General features: G+C 54.6%; 23 protein-coding genes and 1 pseudogene. 14 read left to right on the top strand and 10 right to left on the bottom strand.

Translation table 11 applies throughout. The features are described 5' to 3' along the window. Genes atpG through M8013_RS01875 form a run of 3 tightly spaced genes read left to right on the top strand, consistent with a single transcriptional unit; the run spans nucleotide 1 to nucleotide 2713 of the window. Nucleotides 1-864 carry a F0F1 ATP synthase subunit gamma gene (gene atpG, locus M8013_RS01865; RefSeq protein WP_271266137.1) on the top strand — a complete coding sequence of 288 codons (864 nt, stop codon included), beginning with the start codon at nucleotides 1-3 and terminating at the stop codon, nucleotides 862-864. Between the two features lie 26 nt (nucleotides 865-890). Further along, nucleotides 891-2273 (top strand): F0F1 ATP synthase subunit beta, encoded by a 1383-nt coding sequence (gene atpD, locus M8013_RS01870; protein ID WP_271266138.1) that lies wholly within the window; start codon nucleotides 891-893, stop codon nucleotides 2271-2273. 20 nt (nucleotides 2274-2293) lie between these two features. After that, nucleotides 2294-2713, top strand: a complete 420-nt coding sequence (locus M8013_RS01875; RefSeq protein WP_271266139.1) for a F0F1 ATP synthase subunit epsilon — start codon at nucleotides 2294-2296, stop codon at nucleotides 2711-2713. Nucleotides 2714-3051: 338 nt separating this feature from the next. Here M8013_RS01875 and M8013_RS01880 read toward each other — a convergent pair whose 3' ends face one another. Then, on the bottom strand, nucleotides 3052-5145 hold the full coding sequence (locus M8013_RS01880) for a right-handed parallel beta-helix repeat-containing protein (protein ID WP_271266140.1): 2094 nt from the start codon (nucleotides 5143-5145) through the stop codon (nucleotides 3052-3054). 343 nt (nucleotides 5146-5488) lie between these two features. Here M8013_RS01880 and glmU point away from each other — a divergent pair, with 343 nt between their 5' ends. The 10 genes and pseudogenes from glmU (at nucleotide 5489) to M8013_RS01930 (ending at nucleotide 16399) form a co-directional block, all read left to right on the top strand. Continuing rightward, nucleotides 5489-6859, top strand: a complete 1371-nt coding sequence (gene glmU, locus M8013_RS01885) for a bifunctional UDP-N-acetylglucosamine diphosphorylase/glucosamine-1-phosphate N-acetyltransferase GlmU (protein ID WP_271266141.1) — start codon at nucleotides 5489-5491, stop codon at nucleotides 6857-6859. A gap of 194 nt (nucleotides 6860-7053) precedes the next feature. After that, a complete protein-coding gene (gene glmS, locus M8013_RS01890; protein WP_271266142.1) occupies nucleotides 7054-8883 on the top strand; it encodes a glutamine--fructose-6-phosphate transaminase (isomerizing) in 1830 nt (609 codons plus the stop codon). Nucleotides 8884-9171: 288 nt separating this feature from the next. Then, a complete protein-coding gene (pstS, locus tag M8013_RS01895; protein WP_271266143.1) occupies nucleotides 9172-10212 on the top strand; it encodes a phosphate ABC transporter substrate-binding protein PstS in 1041 nt (346 codons plus the stop codon). Nucleotides 10213-10340: 128 nt separating this feature from the next. Next, nucleotides 10341-11300, top strand: a complete 960-nt coding sequence (gene pstC / locus M8013_RS01900; RefSeq protein ID WP_271266144.1) for a phosphate ABC transporter permease PstC — start codon at nucleotides 10341-10343, stop codon at nucleotides 11298-11300. Beyond that, a complete protein-coding gene (pstA, locus tag M8013_RS01905) occupies nucleotides 11300-12190 on the top strand; it encodes a phosphate ABC transporter permease PstA (RefSeq protein ID WP_271266145.1) in 891 nt (296 codons plus the stop codon). The genes pstC and pstA overlap by 1 nt, the downstream gene beginning before the upstream one ends. 47 nt (nucleotides 12191-12237) lie before the next feature. Further along, nucleotides 12238-13011 carry a phosphate ABC transporter ATP-binding protein PstB gene (gene pstB / locus M8013_RS01910; protein ID WP_271266146.1) on the top strand — a complete coding sequence of 258 codons (774 nt, stop codon included), beginning with the start codon at nucleotides 12238-12240 and terminating at the stop codon, nucleotides 13009-13011. A gap of 13 nt (nucleotides 13012-13024) precedes the next feature. Continuing rightward, nucleotides 13025-13750: a phosphate signaling complex protein PhoU gene (gene phoU, locus M8013_RS01915; RefSeq protein ID WP_271266147.1), complete on the top strand. Its 726-nt coding sequence runs from the start codon at nucleotides 13025-13027 to the stop codon at nucleotides 13748-13750. Nucleotides 13751-14054: 304 nt separating this feature from the next. Then, nucleotides 14055-14459 (top strand): annotated as a pseudogene (locus M8013_RS01920) (carbohydrate porin); the annotation flags it as partial. 28 nt (nucleotides 14460-14487) lie between these two features. Beyond that, nucleotides 14488-15657, top strand: coding sequence for an alpha/beta hydrolase (locus M8013_RS01925; protein ID WP_271266148.1), 1170 nt, complete (start codon nucleotides 14488-14490; stop codon nucleotides 15655-15657). Between the two features lie 16 nt (nucleotides 15658-15673). Continuing rightward, nucleotides 15674-16399, top strand: coding sequence for a glucosamine-6-phosphate deaminase (locus M8013_RS01930; RefSeq protein ID WP_271266149.1), 726 nt, complete (start codon nucleotides 15674-15676; stop codon nucleotides 16397-16399). 47 nt (nucleotides 16400-16446) lie between these two features. Here the strand turns inward: M8013_RS01930 and yieH are convergent, their stop codons facing one another. Then, nucleotides 16447-17112 carry a 6-phosphogluconate phosphatase gene (gene yieH, locus M8013_RS01935; RefSeq protein ID WP_271266150.1) on the bottom strand — a complete coding sequence of 222 codons (666 nt, stop codon included), beginning with the start codon at nucleotides 17110-17112 and terminating at the stop codon, nucleotides 16447-16449. A gap of 168 nt (nucleotides 17113-17280) precedes the next feature. Between yieH and M8013_RS01940 the strand changes: the two genes are divergently transcribed. After that, nucleotides 17281-18618 (top strand): NCS2 family permease, encoded by a 1338-nt coding sequence (locus tag M8013_RS01940; RefSeq protein WP_271266151.1) that lies wholly within the window; start codon nucleotides 17281-17283, stop codon nucleotides 18616-18618. Between the two features lie 95 nt (nucleotides 18619-18713). Here M8013_RS01940 and M8013_RS01945 read toward each other — a convergent pair whose 3' ends face one another. From M8013_RS01945 to rnpA, 8 genes are all read right to left on the bottom strand, one after another. Next, nucleotides 18714-19280 (bottom strand): NADPH-dependent FMN reductase, encoded by a 567-nt coding sequence (locus M8013_RS01945; RefSeq protein WP_271266152.1) that lies wholly within the window; start codon nucleotides 19278-19280, stop codon nucleotides 18714-18716. Between the two features lie 35 nt (nucleotides 19281-19315). Then, nucleotides 19316-20062: a 4'-phosphopantetheinyl transferase family protein gene (locus M8013_RS01950; protein ID WP_271266153.1), complete on the bottom strand. Its 747-nt coding sequence runs from the start codon at nucleotides 20060-20062 to the stop codon at nucleotides 19316-19318. A 144-nt stretch (nucleotides 20063-20206) separates the two neighbouring features. Next, complete coding sequence (yidZ, locus tag M8013_RS01955; protein WP_271266154.1) at nucleotides 20207-21169, bottom strand: HTH-type transcriptional regulator YidZ; 963 nt, start codon at nucleotides 21167-21169, stop codon at nucleotides 20207-20209. Next, a complete protein-coding gene (locus tag M8013_RS01960; protein WP_271266155.1) occupies nucleotides 21138-22313 on the bottom strand; it encodes an MFS transporter in 1176 nt (391 codons plus the stop codon). The genes yidZ and M8013_RS01960 overlap by 32 nt, the downstream gene beginning before the upstream one ends. Nucleotides 22314-22424: 111 nt before the next feature. Continuing rightward, nucleotides 22425-23789, bottom strand: coding sequence for a tRNA uridine-5-carboxymethylaminomethyl(34) synthesis GTPase MnmE (mnmE, locus tag M8013_RS01965; RefSeq protein ID WP_271266156.1), 1365 nt, complete (start codon nucleotides 23787-23789; stop codon nucleotides 22425-22427). Nucleotides 23790-23862: 73 nt separating this feature from the next. After that, the gene (gene yidC, locus M8013_RS01970) at nucleotides 23863-25506 is read right to left on the bottom strand and encodes a membrane protein insertase YidC (protein ID WP_271266157.1); all 1644 of its coding nucleotides are present in this window, start codon (nucleotides 25504-25506) and stop codon (nucleotides 23863-23865) included. 2 nt (nucleotides 25507-25508) lie between these two features. After that, on the bottom strand, nucleotides 25509-25766 hold the full coding sequence (yidD, locus tag M8013_RS01975) for a membrane protein insertion efficiency factor YidD (RefSeq protein WP_271266158.1): 258 nt from the start codon (nucleotides 25764-25766) through the stop codon (nucleotides 25509-25511). Then, nucleotides 25730-26089 carry a ribonuclease P protein component gene (gene rnpA, locus M8013_RS01980; protein WP_014072458.1) on the bottom strand — a complete coding sequence of 120 codons (360 nt, stop codon included), beginning with the start codon at nucleotides 26087-26089 and terminating at the stop codon, nucleotides 25730-25732. The genes yidD and rnpA overlap by 37 nt, the downstream gene beginning before the upstream one ends. Nucleotides 26090-26094: the final 5 nt, after the last annotated feature.

The following is a 26094-nucleotide window of genomic DNA, read 5'->3' on the forward strand; positions in this document are numbered from 1 at the left end:
ATGGCCGGCGCAAAAGAGATACGTAGTAAGATCGCAAGCGTCCAGAATACGCAAAAAATCACTAAAGCGATGGAGATGGTCGCCGCTTCCAAAATGCGTAAATCGCAGGAGCGTATGGCTTCCAGCCGTCCTTATGCAGATACCATGCGTAAAGTGATTGGTCACCTTGCGAACGGTAATCTGGAATATAAGCACCCTTACCTGGAAGAACGCGATGTTAAGCGCGTGGGCTACCTGGTGGTGTCTACCGACCGTGGTTTGTGCGGTGGCTTGAACATTAACCTGTTTAAAAAGCTGCTGGCGGATATGAAAGCGTGGTCTGATAAAGGCGTTCAGAGCGATATCGCGATGATCGGCTCTAAAGGCGTCTCTTTCTTTAATTCCGTAGGCGGCAATATCGTCGCCCAGGTGACCGGCATGGGTGATAACCCGTCCGTATCCGAACTGATCGGCCCGGTAAAAGTGATGTTGCAGGCCTATGATGAAGGCCGTCTGGACAGGTTGTACGTTGTCAGCAACAAATTTATTAATACCATGTCCCAGGCTCCGACCCTCACGCAACTGCTGCCGTTACCGGCATCAGAAGACGGTGAGCTGAAGCGTAAATCCTGGGATTACCTGTATGAACCTGATCCTAAACCGCTGCTGGATACCCTGCTGCGTCGTTATGTTGAATCTCAGGTTTATCAGGGTGTGGTAGAAAACCTGGCCAGCGAGCAGGCCGCACGTATGGTGGCGATGAAAGCCGCGACCGACAATGGCGGCAGCCTGATTAAAGAGCTGCAGTTGGTATACAACAAAGCTCGTCAGGCCAGCATTACTCAGGAACTCACCGAAATCGTCGGTGGTGCATCCGCGGTATAACCAGGTTAATTCGTAGAGGATTCAAGATGGCTACTGGAAAAATTGTCCAGGTAATCGGCGCCGTGGTTGACGTCGAATTCCCTCAGGATGCCGTACCGCGCGTGTACGATGCTCTTGAGGTTCAGAATGGTAACGAGAGCCTGGTGCTGGAAGTTCAGCAGCAGCTCGGTGGCGGTATCGTGCGTACCATCGCCATGGGTTCTTCCGACGGTCTGCGTCGTGGTCTGGATGTTAAAGACCTCGAGCACCCGATCGAAGTCCCGGTAGGTAAAGCAACTCTGGGTCGTATCATGAACGTCCTGGGTCAGCCGATCGATATGAAAGGCGACATCGGCGAAGAAGATCGTTGGGCTATTCACCGTCCAGCACCTTCCTATGAAGAGCTGTCAAGCTCTCAGGAACTGCTGGAAACCGGCATCAAAGTTATCGACCTGATGTGTCCGTTCGCGAAGGGCGGTAAAGTCGGTCTGTTCGGCGGTGCGGGTGTAGGTAAAACCGTAAACATGATGGAGCTGATCCGTAACATCGCGATCGAGCACTCCGGTTACTCCGTGTTTGCAGGCGTGGGTGAGCGTACTCGTGAGGGTAACGACTTCTACCACGAAATGACCGACTCCAACGTTCTGGACAAAGTGTCCCTGGTTTATGGCCAGATGAACGAGCCACCAGGAAACCGTCTGCGCGTTGCGCTGACCGGTCTGACCATGGCTGAGAAGTTCCGTGACGAAGGTCGTGACGTACTGCTGTTCGTTGACAACATCTATCGTTATACCCTGGCCGGTACAGAAGTATCTGCACTGCTGGGTCGTATGCCATCAGCGGTAGGCTACCAGCCGACCCTGGCGGAAGAGATGGGTGTTCTGCAGGAACGTATCACCTCTACCAAAACCGGTTCTATCACCTCTGTTCAGGCGGTATACGTACCTGCGGATGACTTGACTGACCCATCACCAGCCACCACCTTTGCTCACTTAGATGCAACCGTGGTACTGAGCCGTCAGATCGCGTCTCTGGGTATCTACCCGGCCGTTGACCCGCTGGATTCCACCAGCCGTCAGCTGGATCCACTGGTTGTTGGTCAGGAACACTATGACACCGCGCGTGGCGTACAGTCACTGCTGCAGCGTTATCAGGAACTGAAAGACATCATCGCCATCCTGGGTATGGATGAACTGTCTGAAGAAGACAAACTGGTGGTAGCACGCGCACGTAAGATCCAGCGCTTCCTGTCCCAGCCGTTCTTCGTAGCAGAAGTATTTACCGGTTCTCCGGGCAAATACGTTGCGCTGAAAGACACCATCCGTGGCTTTAAAGGCATCATGGAAGGCGAATACGATCACCTGCCGGAGCAGGCGTTCTATATGGTCGGTTCCATTGACGAAGCAGTGGAAAAAGCCAAAAAACTTTAACGCCTTAATCGGAGGGTGATATGGCAATGACATACCACCTGGATGTCGTCAGCGCAGAGCAACAAATGTTCTCTGGTCTGGTCGAAAAAATCCAGGTAACGGGTAGCGAAGGTGAACTGGGTATTTTCCCGGGTCACGCCCCGCTGCTCACCGCCATTAAGCCTGGTATGATCCGCATCGTTAAACAGTTCGGTCATGAAGAGTTTATCTATCTGTCAGGCGGCATTATTGAAGTGCAACCTGGTAGCGTGACCGTACTGGCTGATACCGCAATTCGTGGCCAGGATCTCGACGAAGCACGAGCTCTGGAAGCGAAGCGTAAAGCAGAAGAGCAGATTAAAAGCTCTCATGGCGACGTGGATTACGCTCAGGCGTCTGCAGAGCTGGCCAAAGCGATCGCGAAACTGCGCGTTATCGAGTTGACCAAAAAAGCGATGTAACACCGGCTTGAAAGCATAAAAGCCAGTCTGGTATCCAGGCTGGCTTTTTTTTATGGCTGCGTTTCACTAATTTTAAAACTGAAAAGGTGTTTTATTTATTTTGTGATTTACATCACAAAAGCTTGATCGGCAAAATGTTCAGGAGTAGACTCTGTTTTGTGATGAATGTCACATAACTGAACTCCAATAACATCAGGATGCCATCATGAAAATTATCAACAAAATCATCGCCCTTTTCAGCAACATGACCATCTCTTTCGGTACAATCAATCACTAAGTGCTGAACTGCCGGGTGGCGCCACGCTTACCGTAGTGTGATAAGCGAAGCGCCTCTCTGGTTACTGGGTTTTAACCTGAGCTTTATCGACTTCTTTCCCTTCTGTATTAACGCTTTTTCCCCCGGCCATAAAGTAATTGGTGTTATCAATTATCCCCACCACCGCATCATCGTACTGTCCTGGCTGGTTACGGATCGACACGTTGCCGGTAAACGTCCCCTGCGTGGTCACATCGCCGTACGGACTTGGACGGAAGATATAGTTGAAGCGCTGGTTATCCACCGCAAGGTTGTTCTCCACCACCAGCTTGCCTGGGTTAAAGTTGTCTGTGAAGCCATCCAGATGATTGCCCGTCGCTTTGCTGTTACGGATCTGGTGCGCCACAGGCTGCCCTTCCCCGCCAAGCTTAAAGCCGTTGCTGGTATTGTTGCTGGCGACTGAATTCTCGATCACCACCACGCCATTCGCCCCATCTTCAATCTTGTTGAACAAGTCAAAGCCGTCATCGATATTGTCATGCGCATAGCAGTTTTCCAGTCGGTTTCCCTCACCCACGCGCATCTTCACCGCAAAACCATCGGCGTTAATCTTGCCAGGATCCTGGTTGCCATATGATTCTGAATTGATCACCCGGTTATAGCTTGCCCACAGTGGGCGACCAATTTTCTCCGGGGAGGATATCTGGATCCCGGTATCGTCATTGCGGTACGCGGTGACCTGCTCAATCAGGTTATGGCTACCCTGGATACGCAGGCTTTTCTCCGTAATGTCGATACCCTTGATATGCCAGTAGCTGGCGTCCACCAGCAGGCCGTGGACTACCACTTTTCCGTCTGCCTCCAGCGTTTTGATCTTATCGGGGGTGCCGCTGGCGGTAAGAGGGATCTGCCCGCGTGGGTAATCCCCGTTTTTCAGCACCAGCTTACCGCCGGGGGCCAGCAGGGTGATGGCCGTGGCAAAATCCAGTGGCGCATCGGCTGTGCCTTGCGCATCGGCTTTGCCATCCGGTGCGGCGTACAGGATGTCGGTTTTACGCTCAGCAACGCGCTCGACGCTGAACTGCTGCGTCACAGGCTCGCCCTGCGCAGGGGTAAAGGTGAGAGCAAAGTGGCTGGTCTGCTCCAGGCGGGTCGGCAGGGTGTACATCTCGCCTGCTTTTACCGCTTTCGCATTCCCGATCACCACTTCATTTTGTCGCACGTTAAAGGTACCGTCCTCGTTAGCGCGTGCCTGTAGCAGGTAATCCGCGGATGGGCTGGTGCTAGCGGATGCCAGCTGGACCAGTAGCGGCAGCGGCTCTGCTTTCCACGGGGCGGATGAGACGGTGTTGGCGCTGGAGGTGGTCAGTGAGGCATCGGTCACCGTAATTTTAGCGTTGCGGGAGGCAAAGAAGCCGACGTAATAGCGATCTTTATTCTGCACTGAAATCAGATCGGCACGCGGCACCGTTTTGCTCACCCAACTGTCGCTGCCTGCCGGCGCCCACGCGGTAACAAACCCGTCGTTGGTGCGCTGCAGTTTCAGACGGAATTCCGGGGTCTGGCTTAGATCCACCTCTTCCTTATAACTCTGCTTTTTGATGGCGGCGCCGGCATTCCCCCACGGACGGGTGATCCCTTCCCGGGTGATGGTCTGCATCTTCACCCGCTGATGATCCTTTTTGTCCTGGGTCATGATGGCGTTCATCACCAGGTTCGAGGCGGCAGGAAACTCTTCATAACCGGCTTTCAGCGGCTGCTGACGTGGCGTGCCGATAATATCGCGCACCAGCAGCCCGGCACCTTCCTGGGCCGCCGGTTTAGCCCCATTTTCCGGTCCAAACTGATCTACCTTAATATTGGCCTGTAAGACGAAATTCTCCCCGGCCGGCAGCTCAGTATAGAAGAAGGTCAGGCCGTCATGGGCGTTGGCAATTTTACCGCCGCGACTTTCCAGCGTGATGGCTTTGGCCAGATCGACGCTCTCCTGCGGCTTCAGCGTTTTCCCGTCGACAGTGACATCGTTAACGCCAATTTTTTCGGGCAGCACGTTAGACGAAAAATTCACGTCCGTTGACTGACCAAAGGCAATGGCCTTCCAGACACGAGGCTGCTCGGCAGCGGTGGCAGCGAAGGCGGAGCACATCATCAGGGCCAGAGGTATTGTAGACTTCATTTTATTCTCCTGAGTAATAATTGAGCGCTATTATCATCAGGTTGAAACATCGTTTCTTTTTCATTTGTCACATAATTAGATAAATAAAACGGCGTTTTGTTTTCTGGTGTCTTTATTCATGGGGCGAAAGAATGGCTAACATGTTGTGAGGACTGGAGACTTGGCTAAACGGGGCTATATTCCTTAGGCAAAGTTACTTATTCTGCTGTAAAAAGTACCGGTAAATAGCCCGGATCATGTGATGTTGTACGTTTTACAGTCGCTCCATTTCATGGCGAAAAATATGTAGAATTTTCAACACCGAAGGGTTCTACTTCTCACTCAAATTACAGTCAGGACGTGTATGTTGAATAATACGATGAGCGTGGTCATTCTTGCCGCTGGCAAAGGCACCCGCATGTATTCCGATCTTCCAAAAGTGCTGCATACCCTGGCAGGGAAAGCGATGGTGCAGCATGTCATCGACGCGGCAAATGAGCTTGGCGCCAGCCAGGTCCATCTGGTGTACGGTCACGGTGGCGACTTGCTTAAGCAGACGCTGCGTGACGACAAACTCAACTGGGTACTGCAGGCTGAACAGCTGGGTACCGGTCATGCTATGCAGCAGGCCTCGCCGTTCTTTTCTGATGATGAAGACATCCTGATGCTCTACGGCGACGTGCCGTTGATCTCCGTTGAAACCCTGGCTCGCCTGCGTGAAGCAAAACCGCAGGGCGGCATTGGTCTGTTGACCGTCAAGCTGGACGATCCGACCGGCTATGGCCGAATCACCCGTGATAACGGCAAGGTGACCGGGATTGTCGAACATAAAGACGCGACCGACGCGCAGCGTGAAATTCAGGAAATTAACACCGGGATTCTGATCGCCAATGGTGCGGACATGAAGCGCTGGCTGGCAAACCTGAACAACAACAATGCACAGGGTGAATTCTACATCACCGATATTATTGCGATGGCGTATCAGGAAGGCCACGAGATCGCCGCCGTGCACCCGGATCGCTTAAGCGAAGTCGAAGGCGTGAATAACCGTCTGCAGCTGTCCCGTCTGGAACGCGTCTACCAGTCCGAGCAGGCTGAAAAGCTGCTGCTGGCAGGCGTAATGCTGCGTGACCCGGCACGTTTCGATCTACGAGGCGTGCTCAATCACGGGCGCGATATTGAAATCGATACTAACGTTATTCTTGAAGGTAACGTGACCCTCGGTCACCGCGTGAAGATCGGCGCGGGCTGCGTTATCAAAAACAGCGTGATTGGCGACGATTGCGAAATCAGCGCCTACAGCGTGGTTGAAGATGCAAACCTGGCTGCCGCCTGCACCATCGGGCCGTTTGCTCGTCTGCGTCCTGGCGCGGAGCTGCTGGAAGGTGCGCATGTCGGTAATTTCGTCGAAATGAAAAAAGCGCGTCTGGGTAAAGGATCCAAAGCGGGTCATCTTACTTACCTGGGCGATGCAGAGATCGGCGACAACGTGAATATCGGCGCCGGTACAATCACCTGTAACTACGACGGCGCGAACAAGTTTAAAACCATTATCGGTAATGACGTGTTTGTCGGTTCCGACAGCCAGCTGGTGGCCCCGGTCACTGTGGGCAATGGCGTCACTATTGCGGCAGGCACCACCGTCACGCGCGACGTGGCAGAAAACGCGCTGGTTATCAGCCGCGTACCGCAGGTGCAGAAGCCCGGCTGGAAACGCCCGGTGAAAAAGAAGTAATTCCGATTTTGTAGGCCGGATTAGCGTTAGCGACATCCGGCAAACAGGGTTGAGGGGATAACATAATCCCCCGCCCAAAGGCAGTATCTAATAAATATAACCCCACTCTCTACAAGGCTCGGGGCGCCCGATAAAACGGGCAAAACAGGTCAGCGACAACACAGGCGTAAAGCCTCTATCTGGAATATAAAACTATGTGTGGAATCGTTGGAGCAGTTGCGCAGCGTGATATTGCTGAAATCCTTCTCGAAGGATTACGTCGTCTGGAATACCGTGGTTATGACTCAGCCGGTCTGGCTGTGGTCGATGCAGAAGGTCATCTGACCCGCCTGCGTCGCCTCGGTAAAGTGAACATGCTGGCGCAGGCGGCGGAAGAAAACCCGCTTCATGGCGGCACAGGTATTGCTCATACCCGCTGGGCAACCCACGGTGAACCTTCAGAAGGCAATGCGCACCCGCATGTCTCAGAACACATTGTGGTGGTGCATAACGGCATCATCGAAAACCACGAACCCCTGCGCGCAGATCTGACCGCGCGCGGTTATACCTTCGTTTCTGAAACGGATACCGAAGTGATCGCCCACCTGGTTCACTGGGAACTGGAGCAGGGCGGTACGCTGCGTGAAGCCGTGATGCGTGCGATCCCGCATCTGCGCGGCGCCTACGGCACCGTGATCATGGACAGCCGTGACCCGTCCACCCTTCTGGCCGCGCGTTCTGGCAGCCCGATGGTTATCGGTCTGGGGATGGGCGAGAACTTTATCGCCTCCGATCAGCTGGCGCTGCTGCCGGTTACCCGTCGCTTTATCTTCATGGAAGAGGGCGATATCGCCGAAGTGACCCGTCGCGATGTGACCCTGTTTGATAAATCCGGCGAGCAGGTGAAGCGTCAGGATATCGAATCCAGCCTGCAGTACGATGCGGGTGATAAAGGCGCATACCGCCACTACATGCAGAAAGAGATCTACGAGCAGCCTAACGCCATCAAAAATACCCTGACCGGGCGCATCAGCCACGGTGAGGTAGATCTGAGCGAGCTGGGGGCGAACGCCAACGAAATGTTGGCGAAAGTCGAGCACATTCAGATTGTTGCCTGCGGCACCTCCTACAACTCCGGTATGGTGTCCCGCTACTGGTTTGAATCGCTGGCAGGCGTGCCGTGCGATGTGGAAATCGCCTCTGAATTCCGCTATCGCAAATCGGCTGTACGCAATAACAGCCTGATGATCACCCTGTCTCAGTCCGGAGAAACGGCCGATACCCTGGCGGCGCTGCGTTTGTCTAAAGAGCTGGGCTTTCTCGGTTCGCTGGCGATCTGTAACGTGCCAGGCTCGTCGCTGGTGCGTGAATCTGATCTGGCGCTGATGACCAACGCCGGAACCGAAATCGGCGTGGCGTCGACCAAAGCGTTTACCACTCAGTTGACGGTATTGCTGATGCTGGTGGCGAAACTGGCGCGTCTGAAAGGCCAGGATGCGGCCATTGAGCAGGATATCGTTCACGGTCTGCAGGCGCTGCCGAGCCGTATTGAGCAGATGCTGTCTCAGGACAAGCGTATTGAAGCGCTGGCAGAAGATTTCTCTGACAAGCATCACGCCCTGTTCCTCGGTCGCGGTGATCAGTATCCGATCGCGCTGGAAGGCGCGCTGAAGCTCAAAGAGATCTCCTACATTCACGCAGAAGCCTACGCGGCAGGCGAGCTGAAACATGGCCCACTGGCGCTGATTGATGCGGATATGCCGGTGATCGTCGTGGCGCCAAACAACGAACTGCTGGAAAAACTGAAATCCAACATCGAAGAAGTGCGTGCCCGTGGCGGCCAGCTGTATGTCTTCGCGGACAGCGATGCCGGTTTCACCAGCAACGACAACATGCACATCATCGAGATGCCGCATGTGGAAGAGGTGATTGCGCCAATCTTCTACACCGTTCCGCTGCAGCTGCTGGCGTATCACGTTGCGCTGATCAAGGGCACTGACGTTGACCAACCGCGTAACCTGGCGAAGTCAGTTACCGTAGAATAATCTCTCCAGACTCCACCTTCGGGTGGAGTTTTTTTTCCCGCCTCTGTATGACAATTCGTCATCTTCAGCTACTTTTTCAGTGTCACATAAAGATAATTTTACTGAAAAAAATCTGTCACGTTTAACTCTAACATCATGAAGTTAAACAGTTATTTTGTAGATTTTTTCCCGCAAATTTCGTTGTCATAAAACTGTCATAATTCAGACATTTATCTGTCACCTGTTTGTCCTATTTTGCTCAACGTAGCCACTTAAACAATGATTTACGAAATCCTTGCAGGAGACATTATGAAAGTTATGCGTACCACTGTCGCAACTGTTGTCGCCGCGACCTTATCGATGAGCGCTTTCTCTGTATTTGCAGAGGCGAGCCTGACTGGCGCTGGTGCAACCTTCCCTGCGCCGGTGTATGCCAAATGGGCTGATACTTACCAGAAAGAGACTGGTAACAAGGTTAACTACCAGGGTATCGGCTCCTCCGGTGGCGTAAAACAAATTACGGCGAATACCGTTGATTTCGGCGCATCTGACGCTCCACTGTCTGATGAAAAACTGACGCAGGAAGGCCTGTTCCAGTTCCCGACCGTTATCGGTGGTGTTGTGCTGGCCGTGAATATCCCGGGTCTGAAATCTGGCGAGCTGGTGCTGGATGGCAAAACTCTGGGGGATATCTACCTCGGCAAAATCAAAAAATGGGATGACGAAGCCATCACCAAACTGAACCCAGGTGTGAAGCTGCCTTCGCAGAACATCGCTGTGGTTCGTCGTGCTGACGGTTCCGGTACCTCCTTCGTCTTCACCAGCTACCTGGCGAAAGTGAACGAAGAGTGGAAATCCAAAGTCGGTTCTGGCTCTACCGTTAACTGGCCGACTGGTCTGGGCGGTAAAGGTAACGACGGTATCGCCGCGTTCGTACAGCGTCTGCCAGGCTCAATCGGCTACGTAGAATACGCTTACGCCAAGCAAAACAACCTGGCCTACACCAAGCTGATCTCTGCTGATGGTAAGCCTGTCGGCCCGACCGAAGAGAGCTTCGCTAACGCGGCTAAAGGCGCTGACTGGAGCAAATCTTTCGCCCAGGACCTGACCAACCAGAAAGGTGACGAGGCGTGGCCAATCACGTCCACCACCTTCATCCTGGTGCACAAAGATCAGAAGAAACCTGAGCAGGGTACTGAAGTGCTGAAGTTCTTCGACTGGGCGTACAAAAATGGCGGCAAACAGGCTAATGACCTGGACTACGCCAGCCTGCCAGACAGCGTGGTTGAGCAGATTCGTGCTGCATGGAAAACCAACGTGAAAGACAGCAGCGGTAAAGCGCTGTACTAACAGGATATATTTGACGAAGATGGCGGGTGGCGCTGGCGCTTATCCGCCCTACAGCTCCAACAGTAGGCCCGGTAAGCGCTCGCGCCACCGGGCATGTTCGTAAGACGTCTCAAACAGAAGAGTAACTTATGGCTGCAACCAAGCCTGCATTTAACCCTCCGGGTAAAAAAGGTGACATGATTTTCAGCGCGCTGGTAAGACTGGCTGCGCTGATTGTGCTATTGCTGCTGGGCGGCATTATCGTGTCGCTGATTGTCTCCTCCTGGCCGAGCATCCAGAAATTTGGTTTCTCCTTCCTGTGGACCAAAGAGTGGGATGCACCGAACGATATCTACGGTGCGCTGGTGCCGATTTACGGCACGCTGGTCACCTCGTTTATCGCCCTGCTGATCGCAGTACCGGTAAGCTTCGGTATCGCACTGTTCCTGACTGAACTGGCACCGAACTGGCTGAAGCGACCACTGGGTATCGCCATCGAACTGCTGGCGGCGATCCCGAGTATCGTTTACGGCATGTGGGGCCTGTTCATCTTTGCGCCACTGTTCGCGAAGTACTTCCAGGAGCCGGTCGGCAATATCCTGTCGAATATTCCGTTTGTGGGCGCGCTCTTTTCCGGCCCGGCATTCGGTATCGGGATCCTGGCTGCAGGCGTGATCCTGGCCATCATGATTATTCCGTACATTGCGGCGGTCATGCGCGATGTCTTTGAACAAACCCCGGTGATGATGAAAGAGTCGGCCTACGGCATCGGCTGCACTACCTGGGAAGTTATCTGGCGTATCGTCCTGCCGTTTACCCGCAACGGGGTGATTGGCGGCGTGATGCTGGGTCTGGGTCGTGCCCTGGGTGAAACCATGGCCGTGACCTTTATCATCGGTAATACCTACCAGCTCGACAGCGCATCGCTTTACATGCCGGGTAACAGCATTACCTCGGCGCTGGCCAATGAATTCGCCGAAGCGGAATCAGGTCTGCACGTAGCTGCGCTGATGGAACTGGGCTTAATCCTGTTTGTTATCACCTTCATCGTTCTGGCGATCTCTAAAGTGATGATCACGCGCCTGGCCAAAAATGAGGGGTCACGCTAATGGCAACGCTCGAAATGCAAAACACCGCAGAGCTGGCAGAATCCCGCCGCAAAATGCAGGCGAAGCGCCGCTTTAAAAACCGCCTGGCGCTGACGCTCTCAATGGCGACGATGGTATTTGGTCTGTTCTGGCTGGTCTGGATCCTGTTCTCCACGGTGACCCGCGGTATCGACGGTATGTCGCTGGCGCTGTTCACTGAAATGACCCCACCGCCTAACACGGCGGGTGGCGGCCTGGCGAATGCCCTGGCGGGCAGCGGCCTGCTGATCCTGTGGGCGACCGTTTTCGGTACACCGCTGGGCATCATGGCGGGGATTTATCTGGCGGAATACGGGCGCAAGTCGTGGGTCGCAGAAGTGATCCGCTTCATTAACGATATTTTGCTTTCCGCTCCGTCAATTGTGGTCGGCCTGTTCGTCTACACCATCGTGGTGGCGCAGATGGAACACTTCTCCGGTTGGGCGGGTGTGATTGCGCTGGCGCTGTTGCAGGTGCCTATCGTCATCCGTACCACCGAGAACATGCTGAAACTGGTGCCGGACAGCCTGCGTGAAGCGGCCTACGCGCTGGGTACGCCGAAGTGGAAGATGATTTCTGCCATCACCCTGAAGGCATCGGTCTCCGGGATCCTGACCGGCGTACTGCTGGCCATTGCCCGTATCGCAGGTGAAACGGCACCGCTGCTGTTTACTGCGCTCTCCAATCAGTTCTGGAGCACGGACATGATGCAGCCGATCGCCAACCTGCCGGTGACCATCTTTAAATTTGCGATGAGCCCGTTTGCCGAATGGCAGTCACTGGCCTGGGCCGGGGTTCTGATTATTACCCTGTGTGTATTGTTACTGAACATTCTGGCGCGCGTTATTTTCGCGAAGAAGAAACACGGTTAATTATTGACGGCGTGGCACTCTGCGGCGCCGGATGAGGAAATGAGTCAATGAGTATGGTTGATACTGCCCCAGGTATTCTTACGGTTCGTGATTTGAACTTTTACTATGGCAAGTTCCATGCCCTTAAGAACATCAATCTGGATATCGCCAAGAACCAGGTGACGGCATTTATCGGTCCTTCAGGCTGTGGAAAATCCACCCTGCTGCGAACCTTTAACAAAATGTATTCGCTTTATCCTGAGCAGCGCGCCGAAGGCGAAATCCTGCTCGATGGCGATAACATTCTCACCAATACCCAGGATATCGCGCTACTGCGTGCGAAGGTGGGGATGGTGTTCCAGAAGCCGACGCCGTTCCCGATGTCCATTTATGACAATATCGCCTTTGGTGTGCGCCTGTTCGAGAAGCTCTCCCGTACCGATATGGATGAGCGCGTGCAGTGGGCCTTGACCAAGGCCGCATTATGGAACGAAACCAAAGATAAACTTCACCAGAGCGGATACTCTCTCTCTGGTGGTCAACAGCAGCGTCTGTGCATTGCGCGTGGCATCGCCATTCGCCCGGAAGTGCTGCTGCTGGATGAGCCTTGTTCAGCGCTGGACCCGATCTCCACCGGGCGTATCGAAGAACTGATCACGGAACTGAAAGCGGATTACACCGTGGTGATCGTGACCCACAACATGCAGCAGGCTGCGCGTTGTTCCGACCACACCGCGTTTATGTACCTGGGCGAGTTGATTGAGTTCAGTAAAACGGACGATCTGTTCACCAAGCCCGCGAAGAAACAAACAGAAGATTACATTACTGGCCGCTACGGTTGATTTGGAGTTAACCATGGACAACCTCAATCTTAATAAACACATTTCCGGCCAGTTCAACGCAGAGCTGGAAAGCATCCGCACCCAGGTGATGACCATGGGCGGAATGGTCGAGCAGCAGCTGTCTGATGCAATCACCGCGATGCATAACCAGGATAGCGAGCTGGCGAAGCGCGTGGTGGAAGGCGATAAAAACGTCAACATGATGGAAGTCGCCATCGACGAAGCCTGCGTACGGATCATCGCCAAGCGTCAGCCAACGGCGAGCGACCTGCGTCTGGTGATGGCGATCATTAAAACCATCGCCGAGCTGGAACGTATTGGCGACGTGGCGGACAAAATCTGCCGCACTGCGCTGGAGAAATTCTCTCAGCAGCACCAGCCGCTGCTGGTTAGCCTGGAGTCGCTTGGCCGTCACACCGTGCAGATGCTGCACGACGTGCTGGATGCCTTCGCGCGTATGGATCTGGACGAAGCGGTGCGTATCTACCGTGAAGACAAGAAAGTCGACCAGGAATATGAAGGTATTGTGCGTCAGCTGATGACCTACATGATGGAAGACCCCCGTACCATTCCAAGCGTACTGACCGCCCTGTTCTGCGCCCGTTCTATCGAACGTATCGGTGACCGCTGCCAGAACATTTGCGAATACATCTTCTACTTCGTGAAGGGTCAGGATTTCCGTCACGTTGGCGGTGATGAGCTGGACAAAATGCTCGCGGGTAAAGATCCGAAAGAGTAATATCATTCATAACGCCAGTTATGCTGGCGTTATATCTACCCCATCAATACCTCCTGCCCTTTGTTGTTATTAATTACGACGCCAGTCACATTTACTTTAATCCCGCATTGTTTTTAAATCCCAACTGAAATAAAACACTTCAACGACAATAATAGTCATCATTAATTATTTATTCGATGGTGTAACAGTTTTAAATAGTGGATTGCTACCGTAATCATACGGGCAAAACCTGAAAGAGATGATCTTCTCAAGAAGAGGCATCTTTTTCAGGTTTTTTTTTGCCCAATACTGTTAAAGGATCAGCGAGATGTACCTTAACGACCGGGTTATTGTCGCCAATGCGCTGGTTTACTCCTTCGGTAATGGCGTTTACAGCTATGAAACCGGGGCACATTCCGACTTCGAATCCATCCGTGCCGTCGTGCGCCCGGCGTATATCTGGGATCAATATAACCAGACCGGCGTCGAGCTGGGGTACTTCAAACAGCAGAATACCGATCTCAGCGGCGAGAAATATGACGAGCCTGGCTACAAAACCACGCTCTTTCATACCTTTAAAGTCAACACCAGTATGTTGACCTCCCGCCCGGAAATCCGTTTCTACGCGACTTACATTAAAGCGGAAGACACCGAGCTGGATAACTTCACGTTCGAAGATCAGAAGACGGATCAGTTTGCAGTGGGTGCGCAGGCTGAAATCTGGTGGTAACCCGATCAATTTATTAAGGACGATACCGATGAAACGCATCAAAACGAGCTTATCGTTGATTACGCTGTGCCTCTGTATGAGCCAGACCGCTTTCGCGGCCGATCTCCCGGCTGCGCCGGACCCGTCCCGGCCACTGAGTCAATATGTCACGCAGGTGAATGCCGATAAGTCGGTGACGTATCGCTACTTTGCGCCGACCGCGAAAAGCGTGTCGGTGGTGGTAGGGATCCCCTCAGCGGAAAATATTCATCCGATGACCAAAGACAGCGCGGGCCTCTGGCACTGGCAGGGGCCGGTGATGCAGCCCAATCTTTACGAGTATTTCTTCAACGTTGACGGCGTGCGCAGCATCGATACTGGCACGGCGATGACCAAGCCGCAGCGCCAGGTGAATACCAGCATGGTGCTGGTGCCGGGGAGCATTCTGGATGTGAATCCGGTACCGCACGGGGATCTCATTACCCTGACCTATCACTCTGCTGCGCTCAAGTCTGAGCGCCAGCTGTACGTCTGGACGCCACCGGGCTACCGCGGGCAGGGCAAACCGCTGCCGGTGCTCTACTTCTATCACGGCTTTGGCGACACCGGCCGTTCGGCAATCGATCAGGGGCGTATCGCGCAGATCATGGATAACCTGCTCGCCGACGGCAAAATTGAGCCGATGCTGGTGGTGGTGCCAGACACCGAAACCGACGCTACGGGGATCGTCGCAGAAGCGTTCGTTCCCAACGAGCGGCGCAAGGCCTTCTACCCGCTGAATGCCCAGGCCGCCGATCGCGAGCTGATGAACGACATTATCCCGCTGATTAGCGAACGCTTTCATGTGCGGAATGATGCCGATGGCCGTGCGCTGGCGGGGTTGTCGCAGGGTGGCTATCAGGCGCTGGTCTCGGGGATGAACCATCTGGAAAGCTTTGGCTGGCTGGCCACCTTAAGCGGTGTGACCACCACCACTGTGCCGGACGCGGGCGTCAGCGCGCGGTTGAATGACCCGGAGTCGATCAACAAGCAGCTGCGCAATTTCACGGTGGTGGTTGGTGAGAAAGACGTCGTCACTGGTAAAGACATCCTCGGGCTGAAGCAAGAGCTTGAGAAACGGCAGATCCGCTTTGATTACCAGGAATATCCCGGCCTGAATCATGAGATGGACGTCTGGCGTCCGGCTTACTCGTCCTTTGTGCAAAAATTATTCAAATAATCGCGGGAGTTAAAAGATGAAGCTAATTATAACGGAAGACTATGAGCAGATGAGCCAGGTTGCGGCGCATCACCTGGTAGAATTCATGCTAAAAACGCGCCGGGTGAATCTGGCGATCACGGCGGGCAAAACGCCCAAGAGAATGTATGAGCTGCTTACCGCGTCCGTACGAGGCAAAGCCTGGCTGAAGAACGTGCATTTTTATAATTTCGATGAAATTCCGTTTCGCGGCAAAACCGGGGATGGCGTGACCATCACCAATTTACGCAGCCTGTTTTTTACCCCAGCCAGCATCAGCGAAGAGAACATTCAGCAGCTGACCCTAGAGAATTATCGCCATCATGATGCCAACATTGCAAATCAGGGTGGGCTGGATCTGGTGGTAATGGGACTGGGAGCTGATGGACATTTTTGCGGAAACCTACCCAACACCACCCATTTTCACGATATGACCGTTGCAGTACCCATTGCAGGCGAGATGGTCGATCTTGTGGCACACGGCGAACTGGGCGGAGATTTTTCGCTGGTGCCGGACTGCTACGTGACGATGGGGCCGAAAAGCATCATGGCAGCAAAAAACCTGCTGCTTATTGTGAACGGTGAAGGTAAAGCGAAGGCGCTGAAGGGGGTGCTTGAAGGGCCGGTAACGGAACAACTTCCGGCGTCGGTGCTGCAGCTGCATCCGTCGCTGACCATTATTGCGGATAACGCGGCGGTCTCGGCGCTAACTCAGCCGCACTGATATTCGGCGTACAGCCGTAAAGCACATCACTTTACGGCTGGTCAGGCTTAGCGGGTGATATTCCAGCCGCGTGCTTTCCACAATTCTGGCAACTGAGCCAGATCGGTAAAGGTGGTCACCTTCGGGTGATCGATCGGTTTGTTATGCGGATCGGCGCAGAAGTAAAACACCTCCATCCCCGCATCAATACCCGACTGCGCGCCCGCGCTGGAATCGTCCACAAGAATGCAGTTTTCCGCATTGACGTTCATCGCTTTAGCCGCGTGGAACATCAGCGCCGGATCGGGCTTCCAGCGCTGAATATCGTAGCCGCTGAACAGTTTTTCCGGAAAATGGTGCAGCATTTGCAGCTTGCCAAGAGAGTGATTCATTTTGCTGACCGGACCGTTGGAGACCACGCACATCGGCACGGCCATCGCATCCAGCAGCTCGCTGGCACCGGTGATCACTTCCAGTTCGGAGTCGAAGAGGCGTGCGACCTCGGCGCGGTAAACAGGCTCCAGATCCGCTTTCGCGAAACTGACGCCACGTTCGGCGTTAATGATATCGATGATTTCGTAGAGCTTCACGCCCTTAAAGCGTTTGAACGTCTCTTCGAGATCGAGCGTAATACCAAATTCCTGGAACATGGTGACATACGCCCGGGAACAGATGACCTCACTGTCGACCAGCGTACCGTCGCAGTCGAAAAACACTGCTTCAATCTGAGACATGCCTTTCCCTTTCTTAACAAGTTTAACGTTTACGTAATACCGAATGGTGGGACGCAATCGTTGCCGTATAAGCAAATTCAATGAAAAAAAATGCGCGCCAACCGCCCCTATTGTCGCATTTTGGTATAGGATAGCGACGAATTTTCCCTCCTTGTTCGGAAATAGATGATGAGTCAACAACACACTACCCAGTCTTCTGGAACGGGTTTGCTTGAGCGCGTGTTTAAACTGCGCGAACACGGCACAACGGCACGCACCGAAGTGATCGCCGGTTTCACTACCTTCCTGACGATGGTCTATATCGTTTTCGTGAACCCGCAAATTCTGGGCGTTGCTGGCATGGATACCAGCGCCGTCTTCGTGACTACTTGTTTGATCGCCGCCTTCGGCAGCATCCTGATGGGCTTGTTCGCTAACCTGCCGGTGGCGCTGGCGCCTGCGATGGGTCTGAACGCCTTCTTCGCCTTTGTGGTGGTTCAGGCGATGGGCCTGCCGTGGCAGGTGGGGATGGGTGCCATCTTCTGGGGTGCCGTCGGTCTGCTGATCCTGACCATTTTCCGCGTGCGTTACTGGATGATTGCCAATATCCCGGTCAGCCTGCGCGTAGGCATCACCAGCGGTATCGGCCTGTTTATCGGCATGATGGGGCTGAAAAACGCTGGCGTGATTGTGGCGAACCCGGAAACGCTGGTCAGCATCGGCAACCTGACGTCGCACAGCGTGCTGCTGGGCGTACTGGGCTTCTTTATCATTGCGATTCTGGCCTCGCGTAATATCCACGCGGCGGTGCTGGTCTCCATCGTGGTCACCACCCTGCTGGGCTGGATGATGGGCGATGTGAAATACGGCGGGATCATCTCTGCGCCACCAAGCGTCACTACCGTGATTGGTCATGTCGATCTGGCGGGCTCGCTGAATCTGGGCCTGGCGGGTGTGATCTTCTCCTTCATGCTGGTGAACCTGTTTGACTCCTCCGGTACGCTGATTGGCGTGACCGATAAAGCCGGTCTGGCCGATGAGAAAGGCAAATTCCCGCGCATGAAGCAGGCGCTTTATGTCGACAGCATCTCTTCCGTAGCGGGTTCCTTTATCGGCACCTCTTCGGTTACCGCCTACATCGAATCCTCTTCCGGTGTCTCTGTCGGTGGCCGTACCGGCCTGACCGCAGTGATTGTCGGTCTGCTGTTCCTACTGGTGATTTTCCTCTCTCCGCTGGCCGGCATGGTGCCACCATACGCTGCTGCAGGCGCGTTGATTTACGTGGGTGTGCTGATGACATCCAGCCTGTCGCGCGTGAAGTGGGACGACCTGACCGAAGCGGTTCCGGCGTTTATTACCGCGGTGATGATGCCGTTCAGCTTCTCTATCACCGAAGGGATTGCGCTGGGCTTTATCTCTTACTGCGTGATGAAGCTGGGCACCGGGCGCTGGCGTGAACTGAGCCCGTGCGTGATCGTGGTGGCGCTGCTGTTCATTCTGAAGATTGCGTTTATCGACGCACATTAATAAACAGTAAGCCCTTTTCTAAGAAAAGGGCTTTGGTGTTTTCTCCCTCTCCCACAGGGAGAGGGGCGTGGTGAGGGCATCAGGCCGCACTCACCTTACGCTTTAACCCGCTGAATATATTTCCCAAACGCGGTCAACTGACCGGTCAGATGGTCCAGGGTACTCTGATCCACCACTTCACCCGTCTGCGGGTCGACCTTGTTCTGAATTACTCCGCCCATAAATTCCGGCTTGTTCATCACCATTGCATCAAGGAACACCAGAATCTGACGCAGGTGATACTGGCAGCGTGCGCCGCCAATTGCCCCCATGGAGCTGGTCTGGATCAGCACCGGTTTACCCGCCAGCGGCTGTTCTGGCAGACGAGAAAGCCAGTCGATAGCATTCTTTAAGCCGCCCGGCACCGAGTAGTTATATTCCGGGGTGACAATCACCACCCCATCGGCCTGGCGAATCTGATCTGCCAGCGCGACGACTGCCGCCGGGAATCCTTCTTCCTGCTGCACATCCGCGTCGTACAGCGGAATATCGCCAATCGAAGGCAGGGCGGAAATCGCCATTCCCGTCGGGGCCAGCTTCGGCAGCGTCCGGGCAACCATCCCGTTAAAGGATTCTTTGCGCAGACTTCCCAGTAACGTAACAACGTTCAGCGTATCAGACATGATTACTCCTTCTTCATCATGATGGCCCTGAAGGGTCAGTTTAGGATAATGGCTTTTTCAATCGGTAAACTGGTTAAGCGCATCAGGCGCGCTTCGGGCTCGTTTGCGCGCGCCGGCACGTCCGGCAGACAGTGCCAGCCGAGGCGGCTATCAAACTGCCAGATTTTGAGGCGTTCAATGGCTGGGGTGACGGCAATCGACCAGATCAGCACGTCTTCGGCATCGCTCAGGGCTTCAATCTCGGGGGCTCTGGTGGCGCGCAGGCGACCCGAGCCGGGTAACAGCTGCAGCAGGCTGGCGCAATCACTGGCGTCGCCTGACAGCTTACGGATACTCTGGCGTAGGGTGATCAGCTGGGCTTTGGCTTCGTTGGGATCGTTCTGATTACGCACCCATAAGCTCTCATTGCTGGAAAGCGGATACTCGTCGTGGGCATGGGAACCGTGCAGGTTGCGGATCGCGCGCTGGAGTTCCATGTCCAGCCCGCAGTCGCCCTCGGTCGTCAGCACCAGCCCCACGATGTTTCCGGCGTAAGCAATAGAAAAACGCGGCAGATCCGGATCGGCAAATTCAGGCCGGCCTTCGGGCTGGGTGATCATCTCTGGTAGCTCGCTGGTGCCGTAAAGCATAAACAGCAGTTCAGCGAGCAGCGCCCGGGAGGCCAGGAACCGGGTTCGGCGATGTTCAGGTAGCTTACGGGCTTCGTTATGACAGGATGACGGGAGTCTGGATGAAACCAGTCGCCCCTCGGTAAGCATCCCTCTTGCAAAATGCGTAGCCATTTTTCGCTCCATGATAATGGTCAGTAGTGATGTTAAACGCTTACATCATTATCGCTTAACTTTCCGTCTGTTTTAATGGCTAAATGAGGCGAAGAGAAGTCCTGGAGCCGAACTTTACATTATTTTTAGTCAAAAACGCGCTTGCTAACACAGTGGTGAACCATAAATCGCCTTAATGGTTTCCCGTAGCCAGAGGATTTTAGGATTGTGGCTGTTACGCTTGTGCCAGATCAGGGTGAAGGGCACGGTGAGCTTCTGAGCCTGTGCTTCATCGAAGGGGATCGGCAGGGCAATCAGCTTGCGCTGGTGGAGCTGGTTATAGTGATGGCAGTACTGCGGTGCGGTGGCAATGTAGTTATGGCCCGGCTGCGCGGCCATAAACATCGACTGTTCGAAACCCGGCAAACTCATGGCGATATTACGCGTACGGCCCATCTCTCTTAGCACTTCATCCAGCGCCCAAGTGTCGCTACGTTCCCAAAAAATACTGATATGTGGGTAGCGCAGAAACGTCTCAAGGTTCCACTCGTCCTGCAGCGCGGGGTGATCCTCACGCAGATAGACGCAGGGGCGGTCACTAAACAGTATTTCATAGTCGATAAACCACGGCATCAGCTTGAGCAGTTCGCGGGAGCGCGGGTGGGTTTCCCGCCCGGTAAAGCCAAGGTCGACCTCCCCACGCGTAATGGCGTCCAGCGAATCGTAATCCCAGTGGCGCATTTTGACCGTGGCCTGCGGATAGCGCTGATTAATCTGTTCCAGCAGAGTGTTAAAACGGATCAGCATCAGCGGCGTTTCCGCAGCCATCTCGAACGTCAGGCCGCCAGGGGAGTCGTGATGGAATTTGTCCAGGATCTGATTGCCAATCTGCATCCAGTCGGCAAGATCCTGCTCCAGACTCACCGTCAGCGGCGTCGGCAGCAAGCCCAGCGGAGTTTTAACGAACAGCGGGTCTTCGAACCAGTCGCGCAGCTTGGCCAGTGATTTACTGACCGCCGACGGGGTGACGTTCATTCGCTTGGCGGCTTTGGTCACGCTGCGCTCCTGCAGCAAAAGCTGCAGGCACAACAAAAGGTTAAGATCGAGACTGCTGATGGGTTTCTTCATAGTGCGCTGCGGGCCGGATAACCAAAAGTAAGGTAATGCACAGCATGCTACAGCCAATTAGCACCCCGATCAGCATATTCAGCGCATTGAGCCCGATTATTGCCGCCAGCCAAATCCACAGCGAAGAACCGCATACCTGAGCGATCCCCAACACCGAACTTGCCACCCCTGCACGCAGGGCAAACGGGCCCAGCGCCTGGCTCATGGCGACACCAAAGCCCACCGAGAATCCGGCGCAAATCAGGGTGATCCCCGCCAGCATCAGGGCGTGGGAACTGGCGATGGTCAGAATCACGCCCGCCGCCAGGAACAGCACCTGAGAGGTTAGCATTAGCGTGCGCTGGCTAAAGATATTCAGGGCAAACGGCGTTGAGAACGACACGGCCATACTGACCATTGCCGTTAAGGCCATCACCGTGGAATATTCCCCGCGATCAAAACCCATCACCTCCATCAGCAACACCGGGGAAACGTTTACATAGGTCAGGATCACCGCCACGCTCAGCGTGGTCACCAGCAGCCGACTGATAAAGAAACGGTTGAGGAGCTTTTCATCCGGTAGGCTTGTGGCGCCATGGCCCGTATTCTGCGACCCCGGATGGGTCTCTTTCAGCACCGTAATCGACAGAATAAAGACCAGTGCGCCCATTGCCGCCATCGTCCAGAACAGGCTTTGCCACGGCAGCTTAAGCATAATCAGATAACCCACTACCGGCGCCAGCACCGGGATAATACAGGTGATGCCGTTCAGCATCGACAGCACCTTGGCGCGGCGCTGGGCGCTTAAGGTATCGCGTAAAATTGCAAAGGCCACCACATAGCAGGCGCCTGCGCCAATACCCTGAATAAAGCGCCCGGTGAGGAACAGGGTGCTGTCCTGAGCCAGCGAGCACAGCACCGAGGCGAGGGCAAAAATGATCGCTCCGGTAATGGCGACAGGCTGGCGGCCGGCTTTGTCGGCAATCTTCCCGGCAAACACCATCGATGACGCCATCCCGGCGAGGTAGGCCGAAAACGCGATATGCAGCTGCGCTTCGCTGGCGCCCAGATCGCGGGCGATGTGCGGCAGCCCCACCAGATACATATCAATCCCTGATGGATACAGCAGCACCAGCGCAAAACTACAAAACAGAAAACGAGCCATATAACCCCCATAGATACAGGCAAGCAGCATAGGGGGATAACGGGGAGGTGGCGAGTTGCCATTTGGACAAAGGTGATTTCCTGTGAGGAAATCACCTTGTGTTAAGGGGAATTACTTACCAATACAGAAGCTGGAGAAAATGCGCCCCAGCAAATCGTCCGAGGTAAACTCACCGGTGATCTCGCTTAACGCCTGCTGCGCCAGACGCAACTCTTCTGCCAGCAGTTCACCCGCCCAGGCCCCGAGCAGTTGGGCTTTGCCCTGCTCCAGATGATCGGCGGCATCGGACAGCGCCTGCAGATGACGACGACGGGCCAGGAAACCGCCCTCCATGTTGGTATCAAAGCCCATGCTCTGTTTCAGATGGCTGCGCAGTGCGTCCACGCCTTCGCCGGTACGCGCCGACAGACGGATCAGTGAGTGACCGTTCACCTCGCTGAGGCCCGGCGTTTCACTGGTGACGTCCGCTTTGTTACGTACCACGGTGATCGGCAGCTTTGCAGGCAGGCGGGCGATAAAGTCCGGCCAGATCTCAGCCGGGTCGAGTGCAGCAGTGGTGGTGCCATCAACCATAAACAGCACCCGGTCGGCCTGCTCGATCTCCTGCCAGGCGCGCTCGATGCCGATGCGCTCCACTTCGTCGCTGGCATCGCGTAAACCGGCGGTGTCGATAATATGCAGCGGCATCCCGTCGATATGAATGTGTTCACGCAGCACGTCGCGGGTGGTACCGGCAATGTCGGTCACGATCGCCGCTTCACGGCCCGCGAGGGCGTTCAGCAGGCTCGATTTACCGGCGTTGGGACGCCCGGCAATCACCACCTTCATCCCTTCGCGCAGCAGGCTGCCCTGGCGCGCTTCGGCCCGCACCGCATCCAGATCGGCCATTACGCCGTTCAGCTGGGCTTCGATTTTGCCATCAGACAAGAAGTCGATCTCTTCATCCGGGAAATCAATCGCCGCTTCGACGTAAATGCGCAGGTGAGTCAGCGCTTCCACAAGATGGTTTATCCTGACAGAAAACGCCCCCTGCAGCGAATTGAGCGCTGAACGCGCGGCCTGCTCGGAGCTGGCGTCAATGAGGTCGGCAATTGCTTCGGCCTGGGCCAGGTCCAGCTTGTCGTTCAGGAAGGCGCGCTCGGAGAACTCGCCCGGTCTGGCAATACGCAGGCCGGGCAGGGTCAGGATCCGTTTGAGCAACAGATCGAGGATCACTGGCCCACCGTGACCCTGCAGCTCGAGTACGTCTTCGCCGGTAAAGGAATTTGGGCCCGGGAACCACAGCGCAATGCCCTGATCCAGCGCGATACCGTCGTTATCCTTAAACGGCAGATAATCGGCGTAGCGTGGTTTTGGCAGCTTGCCCAGCACCGCTTCGGCCACTTCGCGCGCCTTCAGACCGGAAATGCGCAGGATGCCCACACCACCGCGTCCTGGTGGGGTTGCCTGGGCGACGATAGTGTCGTTATGGCTCATGGTTTATCTCTTTTAAAAGCAATAAAAAAGGCGGTCTGATGACCGCCTTTATTTTAGCTACAGCCTAACCTAATCAGGAGTTTTTCTTTTCGCGGCTATGCAGGCCACGTTTTTCCAGACCACGGTAGATCAGCTGCTGCTGCAGAATGGTGACCAGGTTGCTGACGATATAGTACAGCACCAGACCTGACGGGAACCACAGGAAGAACACGGTGAAGATGACCGGCATAAAGGTCATGATCTTCTGCTGCATCGGGTCGGTCACAGTGGTAGGCGACATCTTCTGAATGAAGAACATCGTGATACCCATCAGGATCGGCAGGATGTAGTACGGGTCCTGTGCGGACAGGTCATGGATCCACAGGGCGAACGGCGCGTGGCGCAGCTCAACGGAACCCATCAGCATGTAGTACAGCGCAAGGAAGATTGGCATCTGAATCAGCAGCGGGAAGCAACCACCCAGTGGGTTTACTTTCTCTGCTTTATACAGGGCCATCATCTCCTGGCTCTGACGCTGCTTATCATCGCCCAGACGCTCACGCATCGCCGCAATCTTCGGCTGCAGCATACGCATCTTCGCCATGGAGGTGTACTGCGCTTTAGTCAGCGGGTACATGATGCCACGAACGATGAAGGTAATAACGATGATCGAGAAGCCCCAGTTACCCAGGAAGCTATGGATCCACTTCAGCAGTTTGAACAGCGGCTGAGAGATGAACCACAACCAACCGTAATCTACGGTCAGATCCAGGTGCGGTGCCACAGCAGCCATTTTGTCCTGGATTTCCGGGCCGACCCACAGGGTGCTGCCGAGCGTACCGGTTTGACCCGGTTGAACCAGAACCGGCTCAGACTTATAGCCGATAGCGGCAATGCCGTTGCCCAGGTTGGCGGTGTAGAAGTTGTTGGAGCCCGCGTTATTAGGCACCCATGCCGTCGCGAAATACTGCTGCAGCATCGCTACCCAACCGCCTTTAGAGCTGACGTTCAGGTTTTCGTTATCGGCGATGGTGTCGAATTTGTATTTCTCGTACTTGGTATCTGGCGTGGAGTACGCAGCGCCACGGAAGGTGTGCAACGCGAAGTTGTTGCTTCCGGTGTCACGGTGCGTCGGCAGATTGATGGTTTGCTTCAGCTGACCAAAGGTGGAGACTTCCAGTGGTTTCGCACCGGTGTTCTGCACGTTATAGCCTACGCTCACCGCATATTCACCGCGTTTCAGGGTGAAGGTTTTGGTGAAGGTGTTGCCAGCAGCATCAGTGTAAGTCATCGGGATCGCGAGTTCGTTCTGGCCATCAGCCAGCACAAACGCATCTTTATCGACGTTATACAGCGGACGCGCGCCATTAGCCGGGTTATCCGGGCCATCACGACCGGTCAGGCCACTCTGTGCCTGATAGATAAACTGCGGTGTGGTTTCCAGTAACTGGAAAGGCTCAGTAGATGCGAGCTCTTTCGGGTACGTTACCAGCTGCGCCTGCTCAACATCACCACCACGGGTGTTGATGGTCAGTTCAAGCACATCGGTTTTAACCGTAATCAGTTTACCCTGGCCACTGGACGGTACGCCCTGGTCGGCGGCGCTACCCGCTGCGGTGGTCGTTGTCTGCGTGATCTGCTGCTGAGGTTGAGGATTTTTATCCTGCTCCCAAGCCTGGAAGATCATGAAAGACACGAACAGCAAAGCGATGATAAGAAGATTGCGTTGCGAATCCATCGTTAGTGTTCTCTGGTATCAAAAGGTCCTGGGGGGACGGGATCGTCTCCACCGGGATGTAAAGGGTGGCATTTTAATACGCGTTTCACCGTCAACCAACTGCCTTTTATCACTCCAAACCTGCGCAATGCCTCAATTCCGTAGCTTGAACAGGTTGGAGTGAAACGGCAGTGCGGCCCAAGCAGCGGACTGATCAGGCGTTGATAGACCCGGATAAGGGCTATCAGGAACCGTGAGCCAGGCGACAATGGCGACGCCATAGCTTTTCCAACGCTTCCGAGAGAGCACGGTTATCGAGGTCAGCAACCCCTTTTTTCGCCACCACCACGAAATCCATAGACGGGAGTTCATGTTGACGTAAACGGAAGCTTTCACGCGTCAGACGTTTAATCCGATTGCGTTCATGCGCGCGTTTAACGTTTTTCTTGGCGACTGTAAGACCGATGCGGGGATGCCCCAGCGAATTCTGGCGGCCGAGGATGGTGATTTGCGGCGTGCCAGCACGTTGTGGCTGCTGGAAGACGAAAGTGAAATGAGTGGGAGTTAACAAACGTAACTCCCTGGGAAATGCTAGCTTAACCACTCAGG

The sequence above is a fragment of the Silvania confinis genome (assembly GCF_025564085.1).
Classification (GTDB): Bacteria; Pseudomonadota; Gammaproteobacteria; order Enterobacterales; family Enterobacteriaceae; genus Enterobacter; species Enterobacter confinis.